Origin of the sequence: Pseudomonas sp. B10 (assembly GCF_900156235.1) — a bacterium.
In the GTDB taxonomy this organism is placed as follows: domain Bacteria; phylum Pseudomonadota; class Gammaproteobacteria; order Pseudomonadales; family Pseudomonadaceae; genus Aquipseudomonas; species Aquipseudomonas siliginis.
Window position 1 is genome coordinate 2,373,475 of sequence record NZ_LT707063.1, and the last position, 22,807, is coordinate 2,396,281.

22 protein-coding genes and 1 other RNA gene are annotated in these 22,807 nt (G+C 60.9%); 4 read left to right on the forward strand and 19 right to left on the reverse strand.

Annotated features, from left to right (window positions below; genetic code table 11):
* Positions 1-3: 3 nt before the first annotated feature.
* The 14 genes from BXA01_RS10570 to rsmI all read right to left on the reverse strand — a co-directional run bounded on the left by BXA01_RS10570 (position 4) and on the right by rsmI (position 15,122).
* Positions 4-978, reverse strand: coding sequence for a D-alanine--D-alanine ligase (locus BXA01_RS10570; RefSeq protein ID WP_076564069.1), 975 nt, complete (start codon positions 976-978; stop codon positions 4-6).
* A complete protein-coding gene (gene murC / locus BXA01_RS10575) occupies positions 975-2,435 on the reverse strand; it encodes a UDP-N-acetylmuramate--L-alanine ligase (RefSeq protein ID WP_076564070.1) in 1,461 nt (486 codons plus the stop codon). The genes BXA01_RS10570 and murC overlap by 4 nt, the downstream gene beginning before the upstream one ends.
* Positions 2,428-3,498: an undecaprenyldiphospho-muramoylpentapeptide beta-N-acetylglucosaminyltransferase gene (murG, locus tag BXA01_RS10580; RefSeq protein WP_016773277.1), complete on the reverse strand. Its 1,071-nt coding sequence runs from the start codon at positions 3,496-3,498 to the stop codon at positions 2,428-2,430. The genes murC and murG overlap by 8 nt, the downstream gene beginning before the upstream one ends.
* Positions 3,488-4,705: a putative lipid II flippase FtsW gene (ftsW, locus tag BXA01_RS10585; RefSeq protein WP_016773276.1), complete on the reverse strand. Its 1,218-nt coding sequence runs from the start codon at positions 4,703-4,705 to the stop codon at positions 3,488-3,490. The genes murG and ftsW overlap by 11 nt, the downstream gene beginning before the upstream one ends.
* Positions 4,702-6,048 carry a UDP-N-acetylmuramoyl-L-alanine--D-glutamate ligase gene (gene murD, locus BXA01_RS10590; protein ID WP_076564071.1) on the reverse strand — a complete coding sequence of 449 codons (1,347 nt, stop codon included), beginning with the start codon at positions 6,046-6,048 and terminating at the stop codon, positions 4,702-4,704. The genes ftsW and murD overlap by 4 nt, the downstream gene beginning before the upstream one ends.
* A 5-nt stretch (positions 6,049-6,053) precedes the next feature.
* Positions 6,054-7,136: a phospho-N-acetylmuramoyl-pentapeptide-transferase gene (gene mraY / locus BXA01_RS10595; RefSeq protein ID WP_016773275.1), complete on the reverse strand. Its 1,083-nt coding sequence runs from the start codon at positions 7,134-7,136 to the stop codon at positions 6,054-6,056.
* Positions 7,136-8,503, reverse strand: a complete 1,368-nt coding sequence (locus BXA01_RS10600; protein WP_024014246.1) for a UDP-N-acetylmuramoyl-tripeptide--D-alanyl-D-alanine ligase — start codon at positions 8,501-8,503, stop codon at positions 7,136-7,138. Before BXA01_RS10600 ends, mraY begins: the two co-directional genes overlap by 1 nt.
* Complete coding sequence (locus tag BXA01_RS10605) at positions 8,496-9,959, reverse strand: UDP-N-acetylmuramoyl-L-alanyl-D-glutamate--2,6-diaminopimelate ligase (RefSeq protein ID WP_076564072.1); 1,464 nt, start codon at positions 9,957-9,959, stop codon at positions 8,496-8,498. The genes BXA01_RS10600 and BXA01_RS10605 overlap by 8 nt, the downstream gene beginning before the upstream one ends.
* The gene (locus BXA01_RS10610) at positions 9,959-11,698 is read right to left on the reverse strand and encodes a peptidoglycan D,D-transpeptidase FtsI family protein (protein WP_172834036.1); all 1,740 of its coding nucleotides are present in this window, start codon (positions 11,696-11,698) and stop codon (positions 9,959-9,961) included. The genes BXA01_RS10605 and BXA01_RS10610 overlap by 1 nt, the downstream gene beginning before the upstream one ends.
* Entirely contained in the window at positions 11,698-11,991 is a 294-nt protein-coding gene (gene ftsL / locus BXA01_RS10615) for a cell division protein FtsL (RefSeq protein ID WP_016773269.1), read from the reverse strand. Before ftsL ends, BXA01_RS10610 begins: the two co-directional genes overlap by 1 nt.
* A complete protein-coding gene (gene rsmH / locus BXA01_RS10620; RefSeq protein WP_024014247.1) occupies positions 11,988-12,935 on the reverse strand; it encodes a 16S rRNA (cytosine(1402)-N(4))-methyltransferase RsmH in 948 nt (315 codons plus the stop codon). The genes ftsL and rsmH overlap by 4 nt, the downstream gene beginning before the upstream one ends.
* Positions 12,932-13,387 (reverse strand): division/cell wall cluster transcriptional repressor MraZ, encoded by a 456-nt coding sequence (gene mraZ, locus BXA01_RS10625; protein WP_007917012.1) that lies wholly within the window; start codon positions 13,385-13,387, stop codon positions 12,932-12,934. Before mraZ ends, rsmH begins: the two co-directional genes overlap by 4 nt.
* Positions 13,388-13,789: 402 nt before the next feature.
* An RNA gene (gene rnpB / locus BXA01_RS10630) (RNase P RNA component class A) lies at positions 13,790-14,143 on the reverse strand.
* Positions 14,144-14,216: 73 nt separating this feature from the next.
* On the reverse strand, positions 14,217-15,122 hold the full coding sequence (rsmI, locus tag BXA01_RS10635) for a 16S rRNA (cytidine(1402)-2'-O)-methyltransferase (protein ID WP_016773267.1): 906 nt from the start codon (positions 15,120-15,122) through the stop codon (positions 14,217-14,219).
* A gap of 177 nt (positions 15,123-15,299) precedes the next feature.
* Between rsmI and BXA01_RS10640 the strand changes: the two genes are divergently transcribed.
* The 4 genes from BXA01_RS10640 to BXA01_RS10655 all read left to right on the forward strand — a co-directional run bounded on the left by BXA01_RS10640 (position 15,300) and on the right by BXA01_RS10655 (position 18,743).
* Positions 15,300-17,111: a penicillin-binding protein activator gene (locus BXA01_RS10640; RefSeq protein WP_076564074.1), complete on the forward strand. Its 1,812-nt coding sequence runs from the start codon at positions 15,300-15,302 to the stop codon at positions 17,109-17,111.
* Positions 17,111-17,473 (forward strand): YraN family protein, encoded by a 363-nt coding sequence (locus tag BXA01_RS10645; RefSeq protein WP_076564075.1) that lies wholly within the window; start codon positions 17,111-17,113, stop codon positions 17,471-17,473. Before BXA01_RS10640 ends, BXA01_RS10645 begins: the two co-directional genes overlap by 1 nt.
* Positions 17,474-17,574: 101 nt before the next feature.
* A complete protein-coding gene (locus BXA01_RS10650; RefSeq protein ID WP_008082788.1) occupies positions 17,575-18,168 on the forward strand; it encodes a phosphoheptose isomerase in 594 nt (197 codons plus the stop codon).
* A complete protein-coding gene (locus tag BXA01_RS10655; RefSeq protein WP_024014250.1) occupies positions 18,165-18,743 on the forward strand; it encodes a BON domain-containing protein in 579 nt (192 codons plus the stop codon). Before BXA01_RS10650 ends, BXA01_RS10655 begins: the two co-directional genes overlap by 4 nt.
* A 48-nt stretch (positions 18,744-18,791) precedes the next feature.
* On the opposite strand, the gene BXA01_RS10660 is transcribed toward BXA01_RS10655, so the two are convergent.
* The 5 genes from BXA01_RS10660 to petA all read right to left on the reverse strand — a co-directional run bounded on the left by BXA01_RS10660 (position 18,792) and on the right by petA (position 22,572).
* Positions 18,792-19,205 (reverse strand): ClpXP protease specificity-enhancing factor, encoded by a 414-nt coding sequence (locus BXA01_RS10660; protein WP_016773263.1) that lies wholly within the window; start codon positions 19,203-19,205, stop codon positions 18,792-18,794.
* Positions 19,206-19,221: 16 nt separating this feature from the next.
* The gene (locus BXA01_RS10665; protein ID WP_007961620.1) at positions 19,222-19,839 is read right to left on the reverse strand and encodes a glutathione S-transferase N-terminal domain-containing protein; all 618 of its coding nucleotides are present in this window, start codon (positions 19,837-19,839) and stop codon (positions 19,222-19,224) included.
* 146 nt (positions 19,840-19,985) lie between these two features.
* On the reverse strand, positions 19,986-20,768 hold the full coding sequence (locus BXA01_RS10670) for a cytochrome c1 (protein WP_076564076.1): 783 nt from the start codon (positions 20,766-20,768) through the stop codon (positions 19,986-19,988).
* A complete protein-coding gene (locus BXA01_RS10675; RefSeq protein ID WP_016773261.1) occupies positions 20,768-21,979 on the reverse strand; it encodes a cytochrome b in 1,212 nt (403 codons plus the stop codon). Before BXA01_RS10675 ends, BXA01_RS10670 begins: the two co-directional genes overlap by 1 nt.
* Positions 21,979-22,572 (reverse strand): ubiquinol-cytochrome c reductase iron-sulfur subunit, encoded by a 594-nt coding sequence (gene petA, locus BXA01_RS10680; protein WP_007917031.1) that lies wholly within the window; start codon positions 22,570-22,572, stop codon positions 21,979-21,981. Before petA ends, BXA01_RS10675 begins: the two co-directional genes overlap by 1 nt.
* Positions 22,573-22,807 lie beyond the last annotated feature (235 nt).

The window sequence follows — 22,807 nt, forward strand, 5'->3', positions numbered from 1 at the left end:
GTCTTAACCTCGCGCCTCTGTTGCGCCTGCGTCTTCAACGCTGGCGGCCAGAATGGCCAGAACCAGTTGCTGGAAATCCAGACCGGCAGCCCGCGCCGCCATCGGCACCAAGCTGTGATCGGTCATGCCCGGTGCGGTATTAACTTCGAGGAACCAGAACTGCCCCTCGGCGTCCTGCATCACGTCCGCCCGGCCCCAACCGGCGATACCCAGCGCCTCACAGGCCTTGGCCGTGAGTTCCATGAGTTCCTGTTCCTTGGCCGCGTCGAGCCCGCATGGAATGCGGTACTGGGTATCGTTGGCGATGTACTTGGCGTCGTAGTCGTAGAACGTGTGCGGTGTACCCAGGGCGATAGGAGGCAACACCTGGTCACGCAGGGTGGCGATGGTGAACTCCGGACCTTGAATCCATTGCTCGACCAACACTTGCGAATCGTAGGTACTGGCCGCTTTCCATGCGTCGATCAACTCGGACGCAGAATTCACTTTGGCCATCCCGATACTTGAACCTTCATGCGCCGGTTTGACGATCAAAGGCAAGCCCAGTTCCGTCGCCGCCGAAATACAATCGGCTTCGCTGCACAGCACGGCGTGACGCGGCGTCGGAATCCCAAGGCTGTGCCAGACCTGCTTGGTGCGCAGCTTGTCCATCGCCAGTGCCGAGGCGAGGATGCCGCTGCCGGTGTACGGGATGCCCGCGCACTCGAGCAGGCCCTGCATGCTGCCGTCTTCACCGCCGCGGCCGTGGAGAATGATGAACGCGCGGTCGATCTTTTCGCTGAGCAGACGCTGCAGGAAGTCTTCACCGACATCGATGCCGAACGCGTCGACGCCAGCACTTTGCAGCGCCTCGAGCACGGCGTTGCCGGATTTCAGCGAAACCTCACGCTCGGCACTCAGCCCGCCGAAGAGCACGGCGACGCGGCCGAAGTCTTTCGGCGCGATGGTGGAGAACAGCTTGGCGTAGGCAGCAGTCATTTCAACTTCCCCTCGACCGGCGCCGCCACGGCGCCGGCGAACAATTCACTTTTCAACAGCTTCGGCGCGAGACCGCCGATATCACCAGCGCCCTGGCACAGCAGAATGTCGCCCGCGCGCAGCAGCGGCTTGACCAACGGCGCCAGGTCAACGCCACGCTCGATGTAGATCGGGTCGAGCTGACCGCGCTGACGGATGCTGTTGCACAGCTTGCGGCTGTCGGCGCCCGGGATCGGCTCTTCGCCGGCCGGATAGACTTCCATCAGCAGCAGCACGTTGGCGTCGGCCAGTACATTGACGAAGTCGTCGTACAGATCACGGGTGCGGCTGTAGCGATGCGGCTGGTAGACCATCACCAGACGACGCTCCGGCCAGCCACCGCGCACGGCTTTGATCACCGCAGCGACTTCGGTCGGGTGGTGACCGTAGTCGTCGACCAGCATCACGTTGCCGCCGTCCACCGGCAGTTCGCCGTAGACCTGGAAGCGTCGGCCAACACCCTGGAAGCCCGACAGGCCCTGAACGATGGCTTCATCGCTGACGCCTTCATCGGTGGCGATGCAGATGGTCGCCAGCGAGTTGAGCACGTTGTGGTTGCCGGGCATGTTCACCGACACGTCCAGCGGCTCGCGATCCGGGCGCAGCACGGTGAAGAAGGTCTGCATGCCCTGCTGGCGCACATTGATCGCGCGCACATCGGCGTCTTCGCTGAAGCCGTAGGTCACGGTCGGACGTTTCACCAGCGGCAGGATTTCACGCACCACCGGATCGTCCAGGCACATCACCGCCAAACCGTAGAACGGCAGGTTGTGCAGGAACTCGACGAAGGTTTTCTTCAGTTTGTTGAAGTCACCGTCGTAGGTCGCCATGTGGTCGGCGTCGATGTTGGTGACCACGGCCACCAGCGGCTGCAGATGCAGGAAGCTCGCATCGCTTTCGTCGGCTTCGGCGATCAGGTAACGGCTGGTGCCGAGCTGGGCATTGGTGCCCGCAGCATTCAGGCGACCACCGATCACGAATGTCGGGTCCAGACCACCGGCCGCGAACACCGAAGCGATCAGGCTGGTGGTGGTGGTTTTGCCATGGGTACCGGCGACGGCGATGCCGTGGCGATAGCGCATCAGCTCGGCGAGCATTTCTGCGCGCGGCACCACTGGAATGCGGCGTTCAAGGGCAGTCGCCACTTCCGGGTTGGACGTGTTCACTGCGCTCGACACCACCAGCACGTCGGCGGTAGCGGAGTTCTCAGCACGGTGACCGATGAAGATCTGCGCGCCAAAGGATTCCAGGCGCTCGGTGACCGGCGAGGCTTTCAGGTCGGAACCGGAGACTTGATAGCCCAGGTTCAACAACACTTCAGCGATACCGCACATGCCCACGCCGCCGATGCCGACGAAGTGGATGCGACGGATGCGGCGCATTTCCGGTTGTGGCATGGCTTTCTGATTCTCAACCATGGGCCACCTCCAGACAGGTATCGACCACGCTACGGGTGGCATCGGGTTTGGCCAGTCGGCGGGCCGCTTGGGCCATTGCTTCGAGTCGTTGCGGTTGCATCAAGACCTCTGTCAGGCGCGCGGCAAGATCCGCGGCACCAGTCGTTCTTTGCGGCATCAGGAAGGCAGCGCCTTCGCGGGCCAAATAATCGGCGTTGCGGGTCTGGTGATCGTCGATCGCGTGGGGCAAAGGCACCAGCATCGAGGGCAGACCGGCGGCCGCCAGCTCACTGATGGTCAACGCGCCAGCGCGGCACACCACCAGGTCAGCCCAGCCATAGGCCTGGGCCATGTCTTTGATGAACGGCTGCACCTGCGCTTCCACACCCACGGCGCGGTAACGCTCGGCAGTCACTTCATCGTGATTTTTGCCGGCCTGATGAAACACTTCCGGGCGCAGGTCGGCAGCGACTTGGGCCAGGGCTTCAGGCAGCAATTTGTTCAACGGTTCTGCGCCCAGGCTGCCGCCAAGGATCAGCAAACGCGCTTTGCGCCCGGCCAGTGCCGGCCGCGATGTGTCGAGGAACAGCTCGCTGCGCACCGGATTACCGGTGGTACGGCGGCTGTCCGACAGAGTAAAGGTGTCGGGGAACGCTTCACACACTCGGGCGGCGAACGGCACCAGCAACCGATTGGCGGTGCCGGCGACAGCGTTCTGCTCGTGAACGATCACCGGCACGCCGGCCAGTTTTGCGGCAAGACCGCCGGGGCCGGTCACGTAACCGCCGAAGCCAACCACGCACACCGGTTTCAGACGGCGCATGATCGCCCGCGCCTGCCACACCGATTTCAGCAGCATCAGCGGCGCCTTGAGCAGCGACAGCTTGCCCTTGCCGCGCAAACCGCTGGCGTTGATCCGGTGCAGTTCAAGCCCTGCCGCCGGGACCAGTTCGTTTTCGATCCCGCGTGGCGTGCCGAGCCAGTGCACGGTGTAGCCGCGCGCCTGAAACTCGCGGGCACAGGCCAGCGCCGGGAACACGTGGCCGCCGGTACCGCCGGCCATGATCAATACGTTAGCGCCCATGAGTCGGCTCCTCGGCGAAGTCGCTCTCCTGGAATTCCATCTCTTCGCTGCCCAGGTGGGTTCGACTCTCCCACTCGATGCGCAGCAACAGGCCCAGACAGGCGCAGCAGATCACCAGCGAGCTGCCGCCGTAACTGAGGAACGGCAAGGTCAGACCCTTGGTTGGCAGCAGGCCGACGTTCACACCGATGTTGATCAGGAACTGACCAATCCACAGGAACGACAAGCCGTAAGCCACGTAAGCGGCAAAGAACTGCTTGGCCTTCTCCGCCCACAAGCCGATGTACATGCCGCGAATACACACGAACACGAACAGCGCGACGGTGCACAACGAACCCACGGCGCCCAGTTCTTCGGCAAGTACCGAGAATACGAAGTCGGTGTGCGCTTCCGGCAGATAAAACTGTTTCTGCACGCTGTTGCCCAGGCCGACGCCCAGCCACTCGCCGCGACCGAACGCGATCAAGGCCTGCGACAACTGATAACCGGCGCCGAACTGGTCGGCCCACGGGTCGGCGAAGTTGGTCAGACGCGCCATTCGATACGGCTGCATCTGGATCAGCAAAACCACCGCGCCAACCGCCAGCACCACCATCAGCGAGAAGCGGAACAGCCCGACCCCGCCAAGGAACAGCATCGCCGCCGCCGCGCCCATCATGACTACGGTGGCACCGAAGTCCGGTTCCATCAGCAACAGACCCGCCATCGGCAGCAGGACGATGAATGGCTTGAAGAAGCCCATCCAGCTCTCGCGCACTTCTTTCTGCCGGCGCACCAGATAACCGGCGAGGTAGATCACCACGAACACCTTGGCGATTTCCGACGGCTGCACGTTGAAAAAGCTGAAACCGATCCAGCGCATCGAACCGTTCACTTCGCGGCCGATGCCGGGGATGATCACCATGACCAGCAAGCCGAACGCACCGATCAGCATCATCCAGCCGAGGCGCTGCCAGGTGGCGATCGGGATCATCATGGTGACGATGCACGCACCCAGACCCAGCACCACGTAGATAAGGTGGCGAATCATGTAATACAGCGGGCTGCCCGACTGCGCCGCCGCCACTTCGGTGGACGCCGAGGCGATCATGATCAGGCCGAGACCGAGCAACGCCAGGCAACCGGCGAGCATCGGGAAGTCGAGGTCGATGCCACGCCCGGTGATCAGCGGCGACGGGTACGGCTTGATGATGTTTCTCAGGTTCATGCCAGTTCCTCCACAGCGCGGACGAACTGGTGACCACGGTCTTCGTAATTCTTGAACATGTCGAAACTGGCGCAGGCCGGCGACAGCAGCACCACATCGCCCGGCTGGGCAGCGGCGCGGCATTGCGCGACGGCGTCGACCAGCGAGGTCGCGCGAATCAGCGGCACGGCATCGCCAATGGCCTCGCCGATCTTGTCGGAGTCGCGGCCCATCAGCACCACAGCGCGGCAGTTGGCCGCCACCGGATCACGCAGATCGTTGAATTCGGCGCCTTTGCCGTCACCGCCAGCGATCAGAATGACCTTGCCATCGATGTCTGCGCCCAAACCTTCGATGGCGGCCAGAGCGGCGCCAACGTTGGTGGCTTTGGAATCGTTGTAATAGGCCACGCCGTCGAGATCGCGCACCCACTGGCAACGATGCTCGAGGCCGGCAAACGTACGCAATGCAGAGAGCATGGCGTCGAACGGCAGGCCCACCGCGTGACCCAGTGCCAATGCGGCGAGAGCGTTGGACTGGTTGTGCGCACCGCGAATCTTCAGTTCACGCACCGGCATCAGGTTCTGGAATTCGAAGGCCAGGTACTTCTCGCCGTCTTCTTCGCGAATGCCGAACGCCTTGAAATCCGGTTTGCTCAGGCCAAAGGTCCAGCATGGCTGGCCTTCGCCGATCAATGGACGGCTCAGGGCGTCCTGACGGTTGACCACAAACTGCTTCGCGCCCCGGAAGATCCGGTGCTTGGCCAGGTGATACGCCGGCAGACCGCTGTAGCGATCCATGTGGTCTTCGCTGATGTTCAGTACGGTGGCGACTTCGGCGTTGAGCTGGTCGGTGGTTTCCAGCTGGAAACTCGACAACTCCATGACGTACAGCTCGACGTCATCGCTGAGCAGGTCCAGCGCCGGAGTGCCGAGGTTGCCGCCGACAGCGACGCGCTTGCCGGCCGCAGCTGCCATCTCGCCGACCAGCGTGGTCACGGTGCTTTTCGCGTTGGAGCCGGTGATCGCGACGATCGGCGCCCGCGCGTTACGCGCGAACAACTCGATGTCGCCGGACATTTTCACGCCACGGGCAGCGGCGGCTTGCAGGGCCGGGGTCGCCAGCGCCAGGCCGGGGCTCACGTAGAGCTCGTCGGCACGGCAGAGGAATTCGACGTCCAGCTCGCCACAACGCACTTCCACGTGCGGATAGTCACGCTTGAGCGTGGCCAGTTCCGGTGGATTTTCCCGCGTGTCGGCCACAGCAAACGACGTGCCCCGGTTCGCCAGGAAGCGAACCAGGGACATGCCGCTCTTGCCGAGGCCGACAACGATGCGGAAGTGGTCAGAAGCGATCAGAGACACTCGTTCTACCTCAGCTTCAGGGTGGCAAGGCCGACCAGGACAAGAATCACGGTGATGATCCAGAAACGGACGATCACGCGCGGCTCGGGCCAGCCCTTGAGTTCAAAGTGGTGGTGAATCGGCGCCATGCGGAACACGCGGCGACCGGTCAGCTTAAAGGAGGCAACCTGAATGACCACTGACAGGGTTTCCATCACGAACACGCCGCCCATGATGAACAGGACGATTTCCTGACGGACGATCACCGCAATGGTGCCCAGTGCCGCGCCGAGTGCCAGGGCACCGACGTCGCCCATGAACACCTGCGCCGGATAGGTGTTGAACCAGAGGAAACCGAGACCGGCACCGATCAGCGCGCCGCAGAACACGATCAATTCGCCTGCGCCCGGCACGTAAGGGATCAGCAGGTACTCGGCGAATTTCACGTTGCCCGACAGGTAGCAGAAAATCCCCAGGCCACCGCCGACCATCACCGTCGGCATGATCGCCAGGCCGTCGAGGCCGTCAGTCAGGTTGACCGCGTTGCTCGAACCGACAATCACGAAGTAGGTCAGCACGATGAACCCGGCGCCCAACGGAATGCTGTAGTCCTTGAGCATCGGCAGAATCAAGGTCGTTTCCACCGGCGTCGCGGCAGTCATATAAAGGAAGATCGCAGCGCCGAGGCCGAACACCGACTGCCAGAAATATTTCCAGCGGCTCGGCAGGCCACGGGAGTTCTTCTCGATGACTTTGCGGTAATCGTCGACCCAGCCGATGGCGCCGAACAGCAGGGTCACCAGCAGCACCACCCAAACGTAGCGGTTGCTCAGGTCAGCCCAGAGCAAGGTGCTGACGCCGATCGACGACAGAATCAGCGCGCCACCCATGGTCGGCGTGCCGGATTTGGACAGGTGCGATTGCGGGCCGTCGTTACGTACCGATTGGCCGATCTGACGGTTCTGCAGAGTACGGATCATCCACGGGCCATAGCACAGCGACAAGACCAGCGCGGTCAGCACACCGAGAATCCCGCGCAGGGTCAGGTACTGGAAGACCGCGAAGCCTTTGTAGAACTGTTGCAGATACTCCGCTAGCAGCAGCAGCATTAATGTTTCTCCAGACTGGACCCGCACAGAGCCGCAACGATGTTTTCCATCGCTGCACTGCGCGAACCCTTGATCAAAATGGTGGTGTTTGTGTCCTGCTCGGCGGCGAGGGCCTGGATCAGCTCGGCCTGTGTGCCGAAGTGCTGCGCCTGCTCACCGAAAGCGTTTACCGCGTGGACCATGTTCGGCCCGACCGCGTAAAGCGCGGAAACCTTGCCTCGGGCGTACTCGCCCACATCGCGGTGCCCCTGCTCCGCCCAGTCGCCCAACTCGCCGATATCCCCGAGCACCAGGACGGTGCGGCCGGAAAAGCCGGCGAGTATATCAACGGCCGCGCACATCGAGGTGGGGTTTGCGTTGTACGTATCATCGATCACGCGCATGCCGTTTTTCGCCAGTTGCGCGACGGTGCGCCCCTTGACCGGTTGCACCGCGCCGAGGCCGGTGGCGATGCCGAACAGCGACACGCCCAAGGCGTGCGCAGCAGCGGCGGCAGCCAGGGCATTGGCGACGTTATGGGTACCGAGCAGATTCAGTTGCACGCGCTCACTGCCTTCAGGCGTGTGCAGATTGAACGCCGGGCAACCGCGGGCATCGGTGGCCAGATCGCTGGCGTGGAAATTCGCCTCGCTGTTGCTCAGGGCGAAAGTCAGCACTTGGCGGCCAGCCGCGCGGGTCTTCCAGATGCCGAAAGCCTTGTCATCGAGGTTGAGCACGGCGATGCCATCGGCGGCCAGACCTTCGATGATTTCGCCTTTGGCTTCGACGATTTTTTCCGGACCGCCGAACTCACCAACGTGAGCGGTGCCGGCGTTGTTCAGGATCGCTACGTGCGGCTTGGTCAGGCCGACGGTGTAAGCGATCTCGCCCAGACGTGAAGCGCCCAGTTCGATGACAGCCGAGGTGTGTTCCGGCGCCAGTTCGATCAGGGTCAGCGGGACGCCGAGGTCGTTGTTCAGATTGCCACGGGTCGCCAGCACCGGACCGCGCGTGCGCAGGATGCTCGCGAGCATTTCCTTGACCGTGGTCTTGCCACTGGAACCGGTCACCGCCGCCACTGGCTGGGTGAACGCAGCACGGTTCAAGGCGCCGAGTTGGCCCAGCGCCTGACGGGTGTCCTTGACCAGCAATTGCGGCAACGCGCTGTCGGCGACTTCGCGCTCGACCAGTGCCGCTACGGCGCCTTTGCCGGCAACGTCGTTCAGATAATCATGACCGTCGAAACGCGGGCCGGTCAGGGCGATGAATAACTGGCCGGGCTGGATCGCACGACTGTCGATACTGACGCCGTCGAAACTCGCGTCAGCGCCGATCAAACGGGCTTCGAGGGCGTTGGTCAGTTCACTGAGTGTCAGGGCCTTAAGCATGGGCCACCTCCCACGCGGTCAGGGCATGATCAGCCTCGACCAGATCGGAAAACGCATGGCGCACGCCGCTGATTTCCTGATAGTCCTCGTGACCTTTGCCGGCGAGAACAATCACGTCGTCAGCGGTCGCGCCGGCAATCAATTGCGCAATGGCCTGGCCGCGACCAGCGACGAAAGTGACTTTATCCACAGCGGTGAAACCGGCACGGATGTCGTCGAAGATCACTGCCGGATCTTCGGTGCGCGGGTTGTCGTCGGTGACCAGCACTTGGTCAGCCAGACGCTCGACCACTTCGGCCATCAACGGGCGTTTGCCGCGATCACGATCGCCACCGCAACCGAACAGGCACAGGAGTTGGCCTTTGACGTGCGGGCGCAGCGCGGTGAGAACTTTTTCCAGTGCATCCGGGGTGTGGGCGTAATCGACCACCACCAGCGGTTGCGTACCACCACCCAGACGCTGCATGCGACCGGCCGGGCCTTCGAGCTTCGGCAGCACTTTGAGAATTTCGTCGAGGGCGTAATCCAGACCGAGCAAGGCGCCGACTGCGGCCAGCACGTTACTCAGGTTGAAACGACCAAGCAGCGTACTGCGCAGGTGATGCTCGCCCTGCGGCGTGACCAGCGTGGCGCGCACGCCATGATCGTCGAACTGCGCTTCGCGGCAAAACAGGTAGGCGCTGCTATCCAGCAGGCTGTAGGTGATCAAACGCGACTCGCGTTTTTCCGCCGCCAGTTGCCGGCCGAAATCGTCGTCGAGGTTGACCACGCGGCACTTCAGGTCATTCCAGGCGAACAGCCGGGCCTTGGCCTCGGCGTACGCCTGCATGGTGCCGTGATAATCCAGATGATCGCGGGACAGGTTGGTCATCACCGCCACATCGAACGCCAGCGCGGTGACCCGGCCCTGATCCAGACCGTGGGACGACACTTCCATGGCCACGGCTTTGGCGCCGGCCTTTTTCAGGTCGCCCAGCGTCGCTTGCACGGCAATCGGATTCGGCGTGGTGTGCAGGCCGCTTTCCAGCGCGCCGTAGAAACCGGAACCCAGCGTACCGACGATGCCGCAATGCTGGCCGAGCAGATCCAGCGCCTGCGCGACCAGTTGGGTCACGCTGGTCTTGCCATTGGTGCCGGTGACGCCAATCAGGTTCAGGTGATGACTCGGCTCACCGTAAAAACGCCCGGCGATGTCCGACAGCTGCGCCGCCAGACCTTTGACCGGAATCAGCGGCACGTCAGTGATCGGCAGCACGGTGGCGCCTTCGACTTCATAAGCCACGGCAGCCGCGCCGCGTTGCAAGGCATCGGCGATGTGCGCACGGCCATCGAAGCGGCCACCGGGCACGGCGAGAAACAGATCGCCGGCGCGCACGTTGCGGCTGTCCAGCGCCAGTTCACGGATCAACAGATCGTGGCCGGCGTGGGGAAATATCTTGTTCAGACTTAATGACATCAGCCGCGCCCTCCATTGGCTTTCAGCGGAACGACAGGGGTGGCGTTGGCCTGTTGGGTGGTCGGCAGGTTGTCCGGGGTCACGTTCATCAGGCGCAGGGTGCCGGACATCACACGGCTGAACACCGGCGCCGACACCAGACCACCGAAGTAACCGGCCTTGGTCGGTTCATCGATCACCACAACAATCGCGTAACGCGGATCGCTCATCGGACCGAAGCCGGCGAACAGCGAACGGTAGGAGTTTTCCGCGTAGCCCTTGGTGCCGACCGAGGTCTTGCGCGCGGTACCCGACTTGCCGCCGACGTGATAAGCCGGCACCTGCGCACGGAACACGCCGCGCGGCGCTTCGATTACCTGCTGCAACATGCCCTGCATGGTTTTCGCAACGGCTTCCGGCAGCACTTGGGTGGTCTGCGGCATCTTGTCGGTTTTGATCAGGGTCAGCGGCGCGAGGCGACCGTTGTTGGCCAGCGCCGAGAACGCATGCACCAACTGGATCGCAGTCACGGAAATACCGTAGCCGTAAGACAAGGTTGCAGTTTCAGCCTTGCGCCATTCGCGGTAGTTGGGCAGATTGCCGACACGTTCGCCGGGGAAGCCCAGGCCGGTGTCCTGACCGAGGCCGACTTTCTGCGCGAGACGGAAAATCGTTTCGCCGCCGATATCGAAGGCGACTTTACTCATGCCGACGTTACTGGAATTGATCAGGATGCCGGTCAGATCGAGCACCGGCCCTTCGGTCTTCGACACGTCTTTGATGGTGTATTTGCCGATCTGCAACGAGCCCGGATACACCTCGACGGTGTCACTCGGTTTCCAGCGGCCGGTTTCGATCGCCGCGCTCATGGAAATCGCTTTCATGGTCGAACCCGGCTCGAACACGTCGATCATGGCGCGGTTGCGCATCATCGCCGGTTGCAGGTTGCGACGGTTGTTCGGGTTGTAGGTCGGCTGGTTGACCATGGCCAGGATCTCGCCGGTCTTCACGTCCATGATCACCAGACTGCCGGCCTTAGCGCCGTTCTCGATGATCGCGTTGCGCAGCTCGCGGTTGGCCAGGTATTGCAGACGCAGGTCAATCGACAACGCCAAGGGCTTGCCGGCCTTGGCGTTCTTGGTGACTTGAACATCCTTGATCAACCGGCCACGGCGATCCTTGATGACTTGTCGTTTGCCCGGCACCCCGGCCAGCCATTCGTCATAGGCCAGCTCGACACCTTCACGGCCGTGATCGTCGATGTCGGTAAAGCCGACCATGTGCGCGGTGACTTCACCGGCCGGATAGAAACGACGGAATTCTTCGATGCCATAGACGCCCGGCACTTTCAGATCGAGCACAGCCTGGCCCTGCTCGGGGGTCAGCCCGCGCACCAGATAAATGAATTCTTTGTTGGCCTGGGCTTCGAGGCGTTCGCTCAGCGCTTTCGGGTTCTGGCCCAACGCGGCGGCGAGTGCCGGCCACTTCTCTTTGGCCGACTGCATTTCCTTGGCGTTGGCCCACAGCGTGGTCACCGGCGTACTGACCGCCAGAGGTTCGCCGTTACGGTCGGTGATCAGGCCACGGTGCGCCGGAATCGGAATGTGCCGCAGGCTGCGCGCATCGCCCTGCCCTTTGAGGAAGTCACGGTCGACCACTTGCAGGTCGATGATCCGCCAGCAGATCGCTGCGACCATCAGACCGAGCAGCGCCACCATCAGGCGGAAGCGCCATGGGAACATTGCGCCTTCGAGTTTCATCATGGCGCCACCATCTTCACGTCGGCCGCGCCAGGGATGTGCATCTTCAGTTGTTCGGTGGCCAGCACTTCGATGCGGCTGTGCGCGGTCCAGGTGCTCTGCTCGAGAATCAAGCGACCCCACTCGGCCTGCGCCTTGTCGCGCACGCTGAGTTCGTTATAAAGGGTGTTGAGCAACTGCCGGTTCCAGTGCGCGCTGTACGACACGGCAATGGCCGAAAACAGCACGCCGATAAACAGCAGCAGCATCAGAAAGCTGCCGCCGGGCAGTGGTTTGGCGAAAAGCTTGCTCACCGCAACTTCTCCGCGACACGCATGACGGCGCTACGGGAACGTGGGTTGGCTTTGAGTTCGGCGTCGGAGGCCGTCTGCGCTTTGCCGTGGATTTTGATTTTCGGTTCGAAGGCGACGTGGCGAACCGGCAGGTTGCGCGGCAGGTTGTCGGCCTCGCCTTTCACCAGCTTGCGCATGAACAGTTTGACGATGCGGTCTTCCAGCGAGTGGAAGCTGATCACCACCAGGCGGCCGCCAACTTCCAGCGCTTCCAGCGCGGCGTCGAGGCCGGCTTCCAGGTCGCCGAGTTCGTTATTGACGTGAATGCGCAAACCCTGGAACGCGCGGGTAGCCGGGTTCTTGCCCTTTTCCCACGCCGGGTTGGCGACTTTCAGCACTTCGGCCAGATCGGCGGTGCGCTCGAACGGCTTGATGTCACGACGCTCGGCAACGGCACGGGCCATACGCCCGGAGAAACGTTCTTCGCCATATTCCTTGAACACCCGGGCGATTTCTTCCACCGGCGCGGTGTTGACGAATTCGGCAGCGCTGATGCCACGGGACGGGTCCATGCGCATGTCCAGCGGCCCGTCATTGAGGAAACTGAAGCCGCGCTCGGCGTCATCGAGCTGCGGCGACGACACGCCGAGGTCGAGCAGAATGCCGCTGACCTTGCCGGTCAGGCCTTGCTCGGCAACCACCGAACCGAGCTCGGCAAAGCTGCGCTGCACAACGACAAAGCGGCCGTCTTCGGCCGCTAGCGTTTGCCCGGTGGCAATCGCTTGAGGATCCTTGTCGAATCCGATGAGTCGACCGTCCGGCCCGAGCTGGCTGAGGATCAACCGACTGTGCCCGCCGCGCCCGAACGTGCCATCCAGATAGCAGCCATCAGGACGTACGGCGAGAGCCTCGACGGCTTCGTCAAGCAGTACGGTGATGTGGTTAAAGCCGCTATCAATAGTCACAGGATCAAATCACGCAGTTCATCAGGCATCGCGCCCGGTTGTTGAATAGCAGCAAGGTCAGCGGCAGATACCGCATTCCATGCATCCTCGTCCCACAATTGGAACTTGTTCAGTTGGCCGACCAGCATCGCGCGCTTATCGAGCTTGGCGTATTCGCGCAAACGCGGCGGAACCAGGAAACGACCACTGCCATCGAGTTCGAGGTCGACGGCATTACCAATCAATAAACGTTGCAGGCGACGGTTCTCTTCGCGAAGCGAAGGGAGTGCGCGCAACTTGGTTTCAATAATTTCCCACTCATCGAGCGGATAGACACACAGGCATGGATCAACGGCATCAATGGTCACGATCAATTGACCGGAACTGCGCGAATCGAGCTCGTCACGGTACCGGCTCGGCATGGCGAGACGGCCCTTTGCATCGAGACTGATAGCGTTAGCTCCGCGAAACACTTCTGCGTTTCTCCAATTTTTATCGTTTTGAGCTCAAAAAACCCACTTCATGCCACTTTCCGCCACTTGCGCACACTATAGGAATGCGCCCACCACACCGTCAAGGCGCGGATTAAAGGAAAAGCCTTACAGAACGGAGATTTAGCGACGTAAAAGGAGGCTTAACGAGAATCTGACGTGAAGTTTCGACCAATAACTTGATGCAGCACTGAAAGCTGCGCTCGAAAGTTAAAGTAGTTTGTTAAGAGTAAGATTTTTTCGGTATTACAAAGGCGCTTCGGCTGTTGATTGAAGCAGGGTGGGAAAAGGCTATTACCGCGTTTGCCGCTGCCGGAATTTCAGACCAGGCCGGCTGATATTACACAGCCGCGTCTTCTTTGTTTCAAGCAGGGAAAGAAAAAGGTGGAGAGTCGATCTGTAAGCCGGGTTCTGTCTTGAACAGTCATTCGTCTACGATGGCCATCACTGGACATCTTTAGCAACCTACCCGGTCCCAGCGCGGGCCACGCCTTGGGACCCTATTTGGTCTTGCTCCAAGTGGGGTTTACCTAGCCACGAACTGTTGCCAGACGTGCGGTGCGCTCTTACCGCACCTTTTCACCCTTACCGGCGCTTGCGCGCTTAGGCGGTTATTTTCTGTGGCACTTTCCGTAGGCTCACGCCTCCCAGGCATTACCTGGCACTTCGCCCTATGGAGCCCGGACTTTCCTCCCCCCCCTAATTTTCATAGAGGGCAGCGACTGTCCGATCGACTCTCCGCCGCGAAGGTTAACGGCAGAGCGCCGGAAGAACAAGCGCTAAAACCCTCAGGAACGCCATGGGCGACGGCTTACACGCCTTTCTGTTTATCCAGCGCCACCTGATACAACACGTTTTTGCGCTCGCCAGTGATTTGCGCTGCCAGTGCGGCGGCGCGCTTGAGCGGCATTTCCTCCAGAAGCAAATCGAGGATGCGCATGGCTTCGCTGCTGACCGCGTCCTCCGACTCCGGCGCCGTCCAGCCGGCCACCAGAACCACGCACTCGCCGCGCTGCTGATTGCTGTCGGACTCGACGAACGCACGCAGTTCGCTGAGCGGCAGGCCTTTGAGGGTTTCGAAGGTCTTGGTGATTTCCCGCGCCAGCAGAGCCTGACGCTCGCCGCCAAACACCGCTTCCATATCCTGCAGGCATTCGAGAATGCGATGCGGCGCTTCATAGAAAATCAATGTGCGCGGCTCTTCTTTAACCGCTTCCAGACGCGCCTTGCGTCCGACCGACTTGGCCGGCAGAAAGCCTTCGAAGATAAAACGGTCGGACGGCAAGCCCGCCGCCGACAGCGCTGCGATCAACGCACAGGCACCCGGCACGGGCACTACGTTGATGCCGGCCGCACGGGCCTGACGCACCAGGTGATAACCCGGATCGGAAATCAGCGGCGTACCGGCATCGGAGATCAGCGCGACGTTGTCGCCCGCCAACAACCGGGTAATAAAGCGGCTACCCTCATCCCGTTCGTTGTGTTCGTGACATGCGGCCAAGGGCGTGCCGATGCCGAAGTGCTGCATCAGGCGCGCCGAATGCCGCGTGTCTTCCGCTGCAATCAATGCCACTTCACGGAGGATTTTCAAGGCCCGGGCGCTGATGTCGTCCAGGTTGCCGATGGGCGTCGCCACCACATAAAGCGAGCCAGCAGCGGAATTCAAAGGACCTGGAGCAGTCAAAGCGCACACCTCGTGATCGGTAAAAGCGGCCATTGTAGCGCGTCATGAGGCTTGCAATGCGCTCCGGCCGAGTGAGGTTTTTCGTCCGGTTGTGCGCTTGCGCAACATTTACTCCAGCTAAATTGACCGATTCACGCCAGTAACATCGCGCCCCGGCCAGTGCTTGGGTACAATTCCACGCTAATTTGATCGAGTATCAGGAACACTTACATGATCGCTTGCCTGCGGCTGTTCACTGCCCTCTGCCTCGCTGCCTTGTTGGCCGCGTGTGCCAGCTCCCCTTCCTCCAGCCTTGGCGAACTTCCACGGACTCCGGACGCCAGCATCGAGCAACTGCTCGAACAGGCCGCCCAGGCTAAAACCCCGGAACAAGCCGCCCTGCTGCGCCTGAGCGCGGCGGACCAGGCCTACCGCCAAGGCAATGCCGGCCAGTCCGCGCAAATCCTGCAACAAGTGCCGGTGGAGCAACTCAAGCCAGGCCAGCAGATTTTCGCCAATACGCTGTCCGCCGAACTGGCCATGACGCGCAATCAGCCAAAAGCTGCGCTGACCGCCCTGAGCCATCCGAGCTTCCAGAAGCTCGGGGAAATGCCGGAAGAGCAGCAAGTGCGCACTGGCACTGTTCACGCCCGCGCCCTTGAAGCCGATGGCCAGACGCTGGCCGCTGCCCGTGAGCGTGTGTTCATCGCACCGATGCTGGAAGGCGAAGCGGCGAGCAAGAACCACGAAGCGATCTGGACCCTGATCGCTTCGCTGCCAACCGATCAATTGCAACCGAACAACACCGACGATCTCGGCGGTTGGATGGCTCTGGCGCAAGCGGTGAAAACCGCAGGCACGCTGGAACAGCAACAAGCCGCGATCGACAACTGGCGTGCGCAGAATCCAAAGCACCCGGCGGCTGTCAACCTGCCGCTGCCATTGACCAAACTCAAGGAACTGGCCAGCCAGCCACTGAGCAAAATCGCCCTGCTGCTGCCACAGGACGGCCAGTTGGCATCGGTCGGCAAAGCGCTGCGTGAAGGCTTCATGGCCGCGCATTTTCAGGCGCAACAGGCCGGCCAGAACCCACCTGCCATCGAGTTCTACGACAGCTCGAAGCTGACTTCGATGGACGAGTTCTATCGCAAGGCTCAGGCTGACGGCGTGCAACTGGTGGTCGGCCCACTGGAAAAACCACTGGTCAAGCAACTGAGCACTCGCCCGCAACTGCCGATCACCACCCTGGCGCTGAACTACAGCGAAGGCGAACAAGGCCCGGCGCAACTGTTCCAGTTCGGCCTCGCTGCTGAAGATGAAGCTCGCGAAGTCTCCCGTCGCGCCCGCGCCGACGGCCTGCATCGCGCCGCGATCATGGTGCCGAAAGGCGAATGGGGCGATCGCGTCCTGCGCGCCTTCAGCCAGGACTGGCAAGCCAATGGCGGCAGCATCGTTGCCACCGAACGTGTCGATCAGCCGGTGCAACTGGCCCAGCAGATCGCCGACATGTTCCAGCTGCGTCAGAGCGAAGCCCGCGCCAAGAGCCTGCAGAATGTTGCCGGCACCAATGTCGCCGCCCAGCCTTCGCGTCGCCAGGACATCGAATTCATCTTCTTGGCCGCCACGCCGCAACAGGCCCAGCAGATCAAGCCGACCCTGAATTTCCAGTACGCCGGTGACGTGCCGGTCTACGCGACCTCCCACGTCTACAGCGCCAGCGGCGACGTCAATCAGTACAACGACATGAACGGCATTCGCTTCTGCGAAACCCCATGGCTGCTGGAAACCAGCGATCCGCTGCGCCAGCAAGTGGCTGCGCAGTGGCCGCAAGCCAATGGCAGCCTCGGCCGCCTGTACGCCATGGGCGCCGACGCCTATCGCCTGGCACCGCGCCTGGGCCAACTCAAGGCCCTGCCGGACAGCCGCATCGAAGGTCAGTCGGGCAGCCTCGGCATGACCCAGACCCAGCGCGTTGTGCGCCAGTTGCCGTGGGCACAGTTCGTCAGCGGTCAGGTGCAGCGTCTGCCGGACACCCCGCGCTGATGCCCGACAGGTCACGCTCGCAAAGCGGCAAGGATGCCGAGCACCAGGCGCTCGAACATCTGCAACAACAAGGGCTGCGCCTGCTGGCGCAGAACTGGTTATGCAAACGCGGCGAGCTTGATCTGGTCATGCTTGATGGCGATACAGTAGTATTCGTTGAAGTTCGCTACAGAAAAAACACTCAATGGGGTGGCGCGCTCGCCAGTATCGACGAGCGCAAGCAGCAGAAACTGATCTTTGCAGCACAGTATTTTCTTCAGCGCGAGTCGCGTTGGGCCAATTCCCCCTGCCGCTTCGATGTGGTGGCAATCGACAGCCACCCGAATCAGCTGAACTGGTTGCAGAATGCTTTCGACAGTTGATTGCCTGCGCCCAGCCCCGTTTTCGTCCGACACATTTTGCTCTTTGCTTTGCCGGCTGCACATTCACGTGCCGAACAGCCGCGCCACTTAAGGTCACACAGATGGACATGCAATCCCGAATTCGCCAGCTATTTCAGGCCAGTATCGACACCAAGCAACAGGCGATGGACGTACTTGCACCGCACATCGAGCAAGCCAGCCAGATCATGGTCAACGCTCTGCTCAACGAAGGCAAAATGCTCTCGTGCGGCAACGGTGGCTCGGCCGGCGACGCCCAGCATTTCTCCTCGGAACTGCTCAACCGCTTCGAGCGCGAGCGTCCGAGCCTGCCGGCGATTGCGCTGACTACCGACACTTCGACGATCACCTCGATCGCCAACGATTACAGCTACAACGAAGTGTTCTCCAAGCAGATCCGTGCGCTCGGCCAGCCGGGCGATGTGTTGCTGGCGATTTCGACCAGTGGCAACTCGGCGAACATTATTCAAGCGATCCAGGCCGCACATGATCGCGAAATGATTGTCGTAGCTTTGACCGGACGCGATGGCGGCGGCATGGCGTCGCTGCTGTTGCCCGAGGACGTCGAGATTCGCGTACCGGCCAACGTCACTGCACGTATTCAGGAAGTCCACTTGCTGGCGATCCATTGCCTTTGCGATCTGATCGACAGCCAACTGTTCGGGAGTGAAGAATGACCCCTAATCGCCTTGGCCTTCTGGCCTTGACCCTGTGCCTCGGCATCAGCGGCTGCACCTCGGTGGTAAATGCCAGCCGTGAAGCGCCGATCGAAGACGACCGTGGCACGCGCACCTTCGGCAGCAAGATCGACGACTCGCTGATCGAAACCAAAGCAGGCGTGAACATCGCCAAGGCCGACCCGGCCCTGGACAACGATTCGCACATCGTCATCACCAGCTTCAACGGCGTGGTATTGCTCGCCGGCCAGACACCACGCGAAGACCTCAAGGCCAAGGCTGAGCAAGCCGCCGCCAATGTCCAGCGCGTGAAGAAGGTGCATAACGAACTGCAAGTGCTGCAACCGTCCTCCCTGCTCGCGCGCCAGAACGACGCGTGGCTGACCACCAAGATCAAGACCCAGATGCTCACCGACGCCAGCATTCCTGGCTCGCGCATCAAGGTTGTGACCGAGAATGGCATCGTCTACCTGCTGGGCCTGCTGACCAAACAGGAAGCCACTCAGGCAACCAATCTGGTTCAGGGTGTGTCCGGTGTGCAGAAGATCGTGAAGCTGTTCGAATACATCGACTGACCGTAAACGTCAGGCACAAAAAAGGCGATCCATCCGGATCGCCTTTTTTTATTTCACAACCTTCAAGCTTGGCCGGCCACTCGGACGTGGCGGCTCGCTGCCCGGTGGCGGCGAGTCGTCATCCGGATCGATGTCTTCCTCGTCGTCCATTGGCAACTCGAGGTCAAACACCATGCCCTGGCCGTTCTCCCGCGCATAAATGCCCAGGATCGCGCTGATCGGCACGTAGAGACTGTGCGGAACACCGCCGAAGCGGCCTTCGAACGTCACCACGTCGTTGTCCATGTGCAAATGACGCACGGCACTCGGCGAGATGTTCAGGACGATCTGGCCGTCACTGGCAAAACCCTGTGGCACCTGCACCGCCGGGTACTCGGAGTTGACCAGCATGTGCGGGGTGCAATCGTTATCCACAATCCACTCGTAGAGCGCGCGGACCAGATAAGGTCGACTGGAGTTCATAGCGGCTCCTTAAGCCTTAGCGCATATCGCGTTCGACACCAGACAGACTTGCCTGGAAAGCCTCACGCGCAAACTGACGCTCCATATAATCAAGCAGCGGCTTGGCCGGCCGCGGCAGTTCAATACCCAGAATCGGCAAACGCCAGAGTATGGGTAATAGGCAGCAATCCACCAGACTTTGTTCCTCACTGAGGAAGAACGGTTTGTCGGCGAACAGCGGCGAAACGCCGGTCAGGCTTTCGCGCAGTTCCTTGCGCGCCACGACCCGTGCAGCCTCTTTGCTCTTGGGATCCAGAATCAGATCCACCAACCCGCACCAGTCACGCTGAATCCTGTGGATCAGCAGACGGCTGTTGGCCCGCGCCACCGGATAAACCGGCATCAGCGGCGGGTGCGGGTAACGCTCATCCAGATACTCCATCACCACGGTCGACTCCCACAACGCCAGGTCACGATCGACCAGCGTCGGCAGACTGCCGTAAGGGTTCACCTCAATCAGTTTAGGCGGCTGGCGGCCCGCTTCCACGTAAATGATTTCGGCGCTGACACCCTTCTCTGCAAGCACGATGCGCACTCGGTGGGAATAGTGGTCGGCGGGGTCGGAGTAACAGGCCAACCGATTGGTCACGCCCATGGCGATCCTCCTCGCTTGTTGAATTTGTCGGAACCGGAAAAACGCGCGCGCCCAGAGGGCACCTCCCGCAGGGTCTGACTGAGCAGACCCTGCTTTAGCGGAGGCGCCCTTGGGCGCGCGCGATTAACAGCAATGCTTGAAGCGTATCAGTGCACGTCTTTCCAGTATTCACGCTTGAGCAGGTAGGCGAACACAAAGAAGAACGCCAGGTACAGCAAGACATAAGTACCGATGCGCTGATGTTGCAGCTTAACCGGGTTAGCCGAGTAAGCCAGGAAGGTTACCAGATTCTTGACCTTCTCATCGAACTGCTCTTCGTTCAGAGCACCGGACTTCGGCACGATGGTCAACTGATCACACGCTTCATGGGTCAGCGGCGTGCCGGTCAGCGGATCGTATTGCTTCTTGCCGTCCTCGACGATCTGCACCTGTTTGCAGCCGACGACCTGACGACCCTGCAGGCCGACCAGCACGTTAGGCATGCCGACGTTCGGGAAGACCTTGTTGTTCACGCCCCATGGACGCGCCGGGTCTTCGTAGAACGACTTCAGGTAACCGTAGAGCCAGTCGGTGCCGCGTACCCGCGCTACCAGAGTCAGGTCCGGCGGCGCTGCGCCGAACCAGGTCTTGGCGTCGGCCGGCTGCATGCCGATGTTCATGTGGTCGCCAATCTTGGCACCGGTGAACACCAGCTTCTCCAGCATCAGCTCGTGCGGGATGCCAAGGTCATCGGCGACGCGCTCGTAACGCTGGAACTTGGCACTGTGACAACCCATGCAATAGTTGGCAAAGGTCCGCGCGCCATCCTGCAGGGCAGCTTTGTCGGAGACGTCGATATCGACACTTTCCAGTTCCGGACCATGGCCCCCGGCAGCAAAGGACAGGGAAGGCAGCGCAGTAAAAATCAGAGCAAGAAATAACTTTTTCATCAGCCAGTCACCCTTTCCGGAACCGGTTTGGTCTTCTCGAGCCGGGTGTAGAACGGCATCAGAATGAAGTAGGCGAAATACAGGAAGGTGCAGACCTGCGACAGCAACGTGCGCCCCGGCGTCGGCGCAAGAACGCCGAGGATGCCGAGAATCACGAAAGAAATGCAGAACACCACCAGCCAGATTTTGCTCATCCAGCCCTTGTAGCGCATCGATCTCACCGGACTGCGGTCCAGCCATGGCAGCACGAACAGCACCGCAATCGCCGCGCCCATGGCGATAACACCCATGAGCTTGTCCGGCACCGCACGCAGGATTGCGTAGAACGGAGTGAAGTACCAGACCGGGGCAATGTGCTCAGGCGTCTTGAACGGGTTAGCCGGCTCGAAGTTTGGTTTTTCGAGGAAGTAGCCGCCCATTTCCGGGAAGAAGAACACAATGAAGCAGAAGATGAACAGGAACACCACGACGCCGACAATGTCCTTCACCGTGTAGTACGGGTGGAACGCGATGCCGTCCAGCGGGATGCCGTTTTCGTCTTTGTGCTTCTTGATATCGACGCCGTCAGGGTTGTTCGAGCCCACTTCGTGCAGCGCCAGAATGTGCAACACCACCAGACCGAGAATCACGATCGGCAGCGCGACAACGTGCAAGGCGAAGAATCGGTTCAGGGTGATTCCGGAGATCAGGTAGTCACCACGAATCCACTGGGTCAGGTCATCGCCGATCAGCGGAATCGCACCGAACAGCGAGATGATCACCTGGGCGCCCCAGTACGACATCTGGCCCCAAGGCAGCAGGTAACCCATGAACGCTTCGGCCATCAGTGCCAGGTAGATCAGCATGCCGAACACCCAGACCAGCTCGCGCGGTTTCTGGTACGAACCGTAGAGCAGGCCGCGGAACATGTGCAGATAGACGACGATGAAAAACGCCGAAGCGCCGGTCGAGTGCAGCAGACGCAGGATCGAACCGTACTCGACGTCGCGCATGATGTATTCGACGGAAGCGAAGGCCTCTTCTGCCGACGGCGTGTAGCTCATCGTCAGCCAGACACCGGTGACGATCTGATTGACCAGCACCAGCAGTGCCAGCGAGCCGAAGAAATAGAAGAAGTTGAAGTTTTTTGGTGCGTAATATTTGCTGAGATGGTCTTCCCACATTTTGGTCGCAGGAAAGCGCGCATCAACCCAATCCATGAACTTGCTCATCACGCTTTCTCCGTATCGACGCCAATGACAATCAGGTCATCGGTCTCATAGGAATGCGGGGGAACTGGCAGGTTCAAAGGCGCAGGTTGCGACTTGTAGACGCGGCCAGCCAGATCGTAATGGGAACCGTGGCACGGGCAGAAATAGCCGCCTACCCAGTCTTTGCCCAGATCCGCAGGTGCCACTTCGGGACGGAAGGTCGGTGAGCAACCCAGGTGCGTACAGATCCCGATCAGCAGGAGAATTTCCGGCTTGATCGAGCGCACTTCCGGGTCGACATAAGTGGGTTGCGTGGAGTTTTTGGAGGTCGGATCGGAGAGTTGACCCTCGATCTTCTTGAGATTCCCCAGGATTTCCTCGGTACGGCGGACAATGAACACCGGCTGGCCGCGCCATTCAGCAATCATCTGCTGGCCTGGCTCGATTTTGCTGACATTCACTTTCACCGGTGCACCGGCAGCTTTCGCCTTGGCACTGGGAAACCATGACCCCACGAACGGGACCGCAGCCCCCACCGCTCCTGCAGCACCCACCACGGATGTGGCTGCCACTAGGAAGCGACGCCGGCCTGCATTCACGCCGTCATTGCTCATTCAGTCCTCTCCCATCAGCTTTTTTGGCCTGTTAAATCAGGCGTCTACTAAATAAATCAAATGTTACTTATAAAAATTTTGCCCGAATGGTAATGAAAACCCCCAATTCTGACAAGGTTAATTCCCCGGGGATCAACCCCTCAAGCCTTGGAGTATAGGGGGTCTACGGCTGTGGCAAGTTGTCACAACGCAATTCTTTGATAAATCGCACGCATAAAAAAACGCCCGCTTCCGT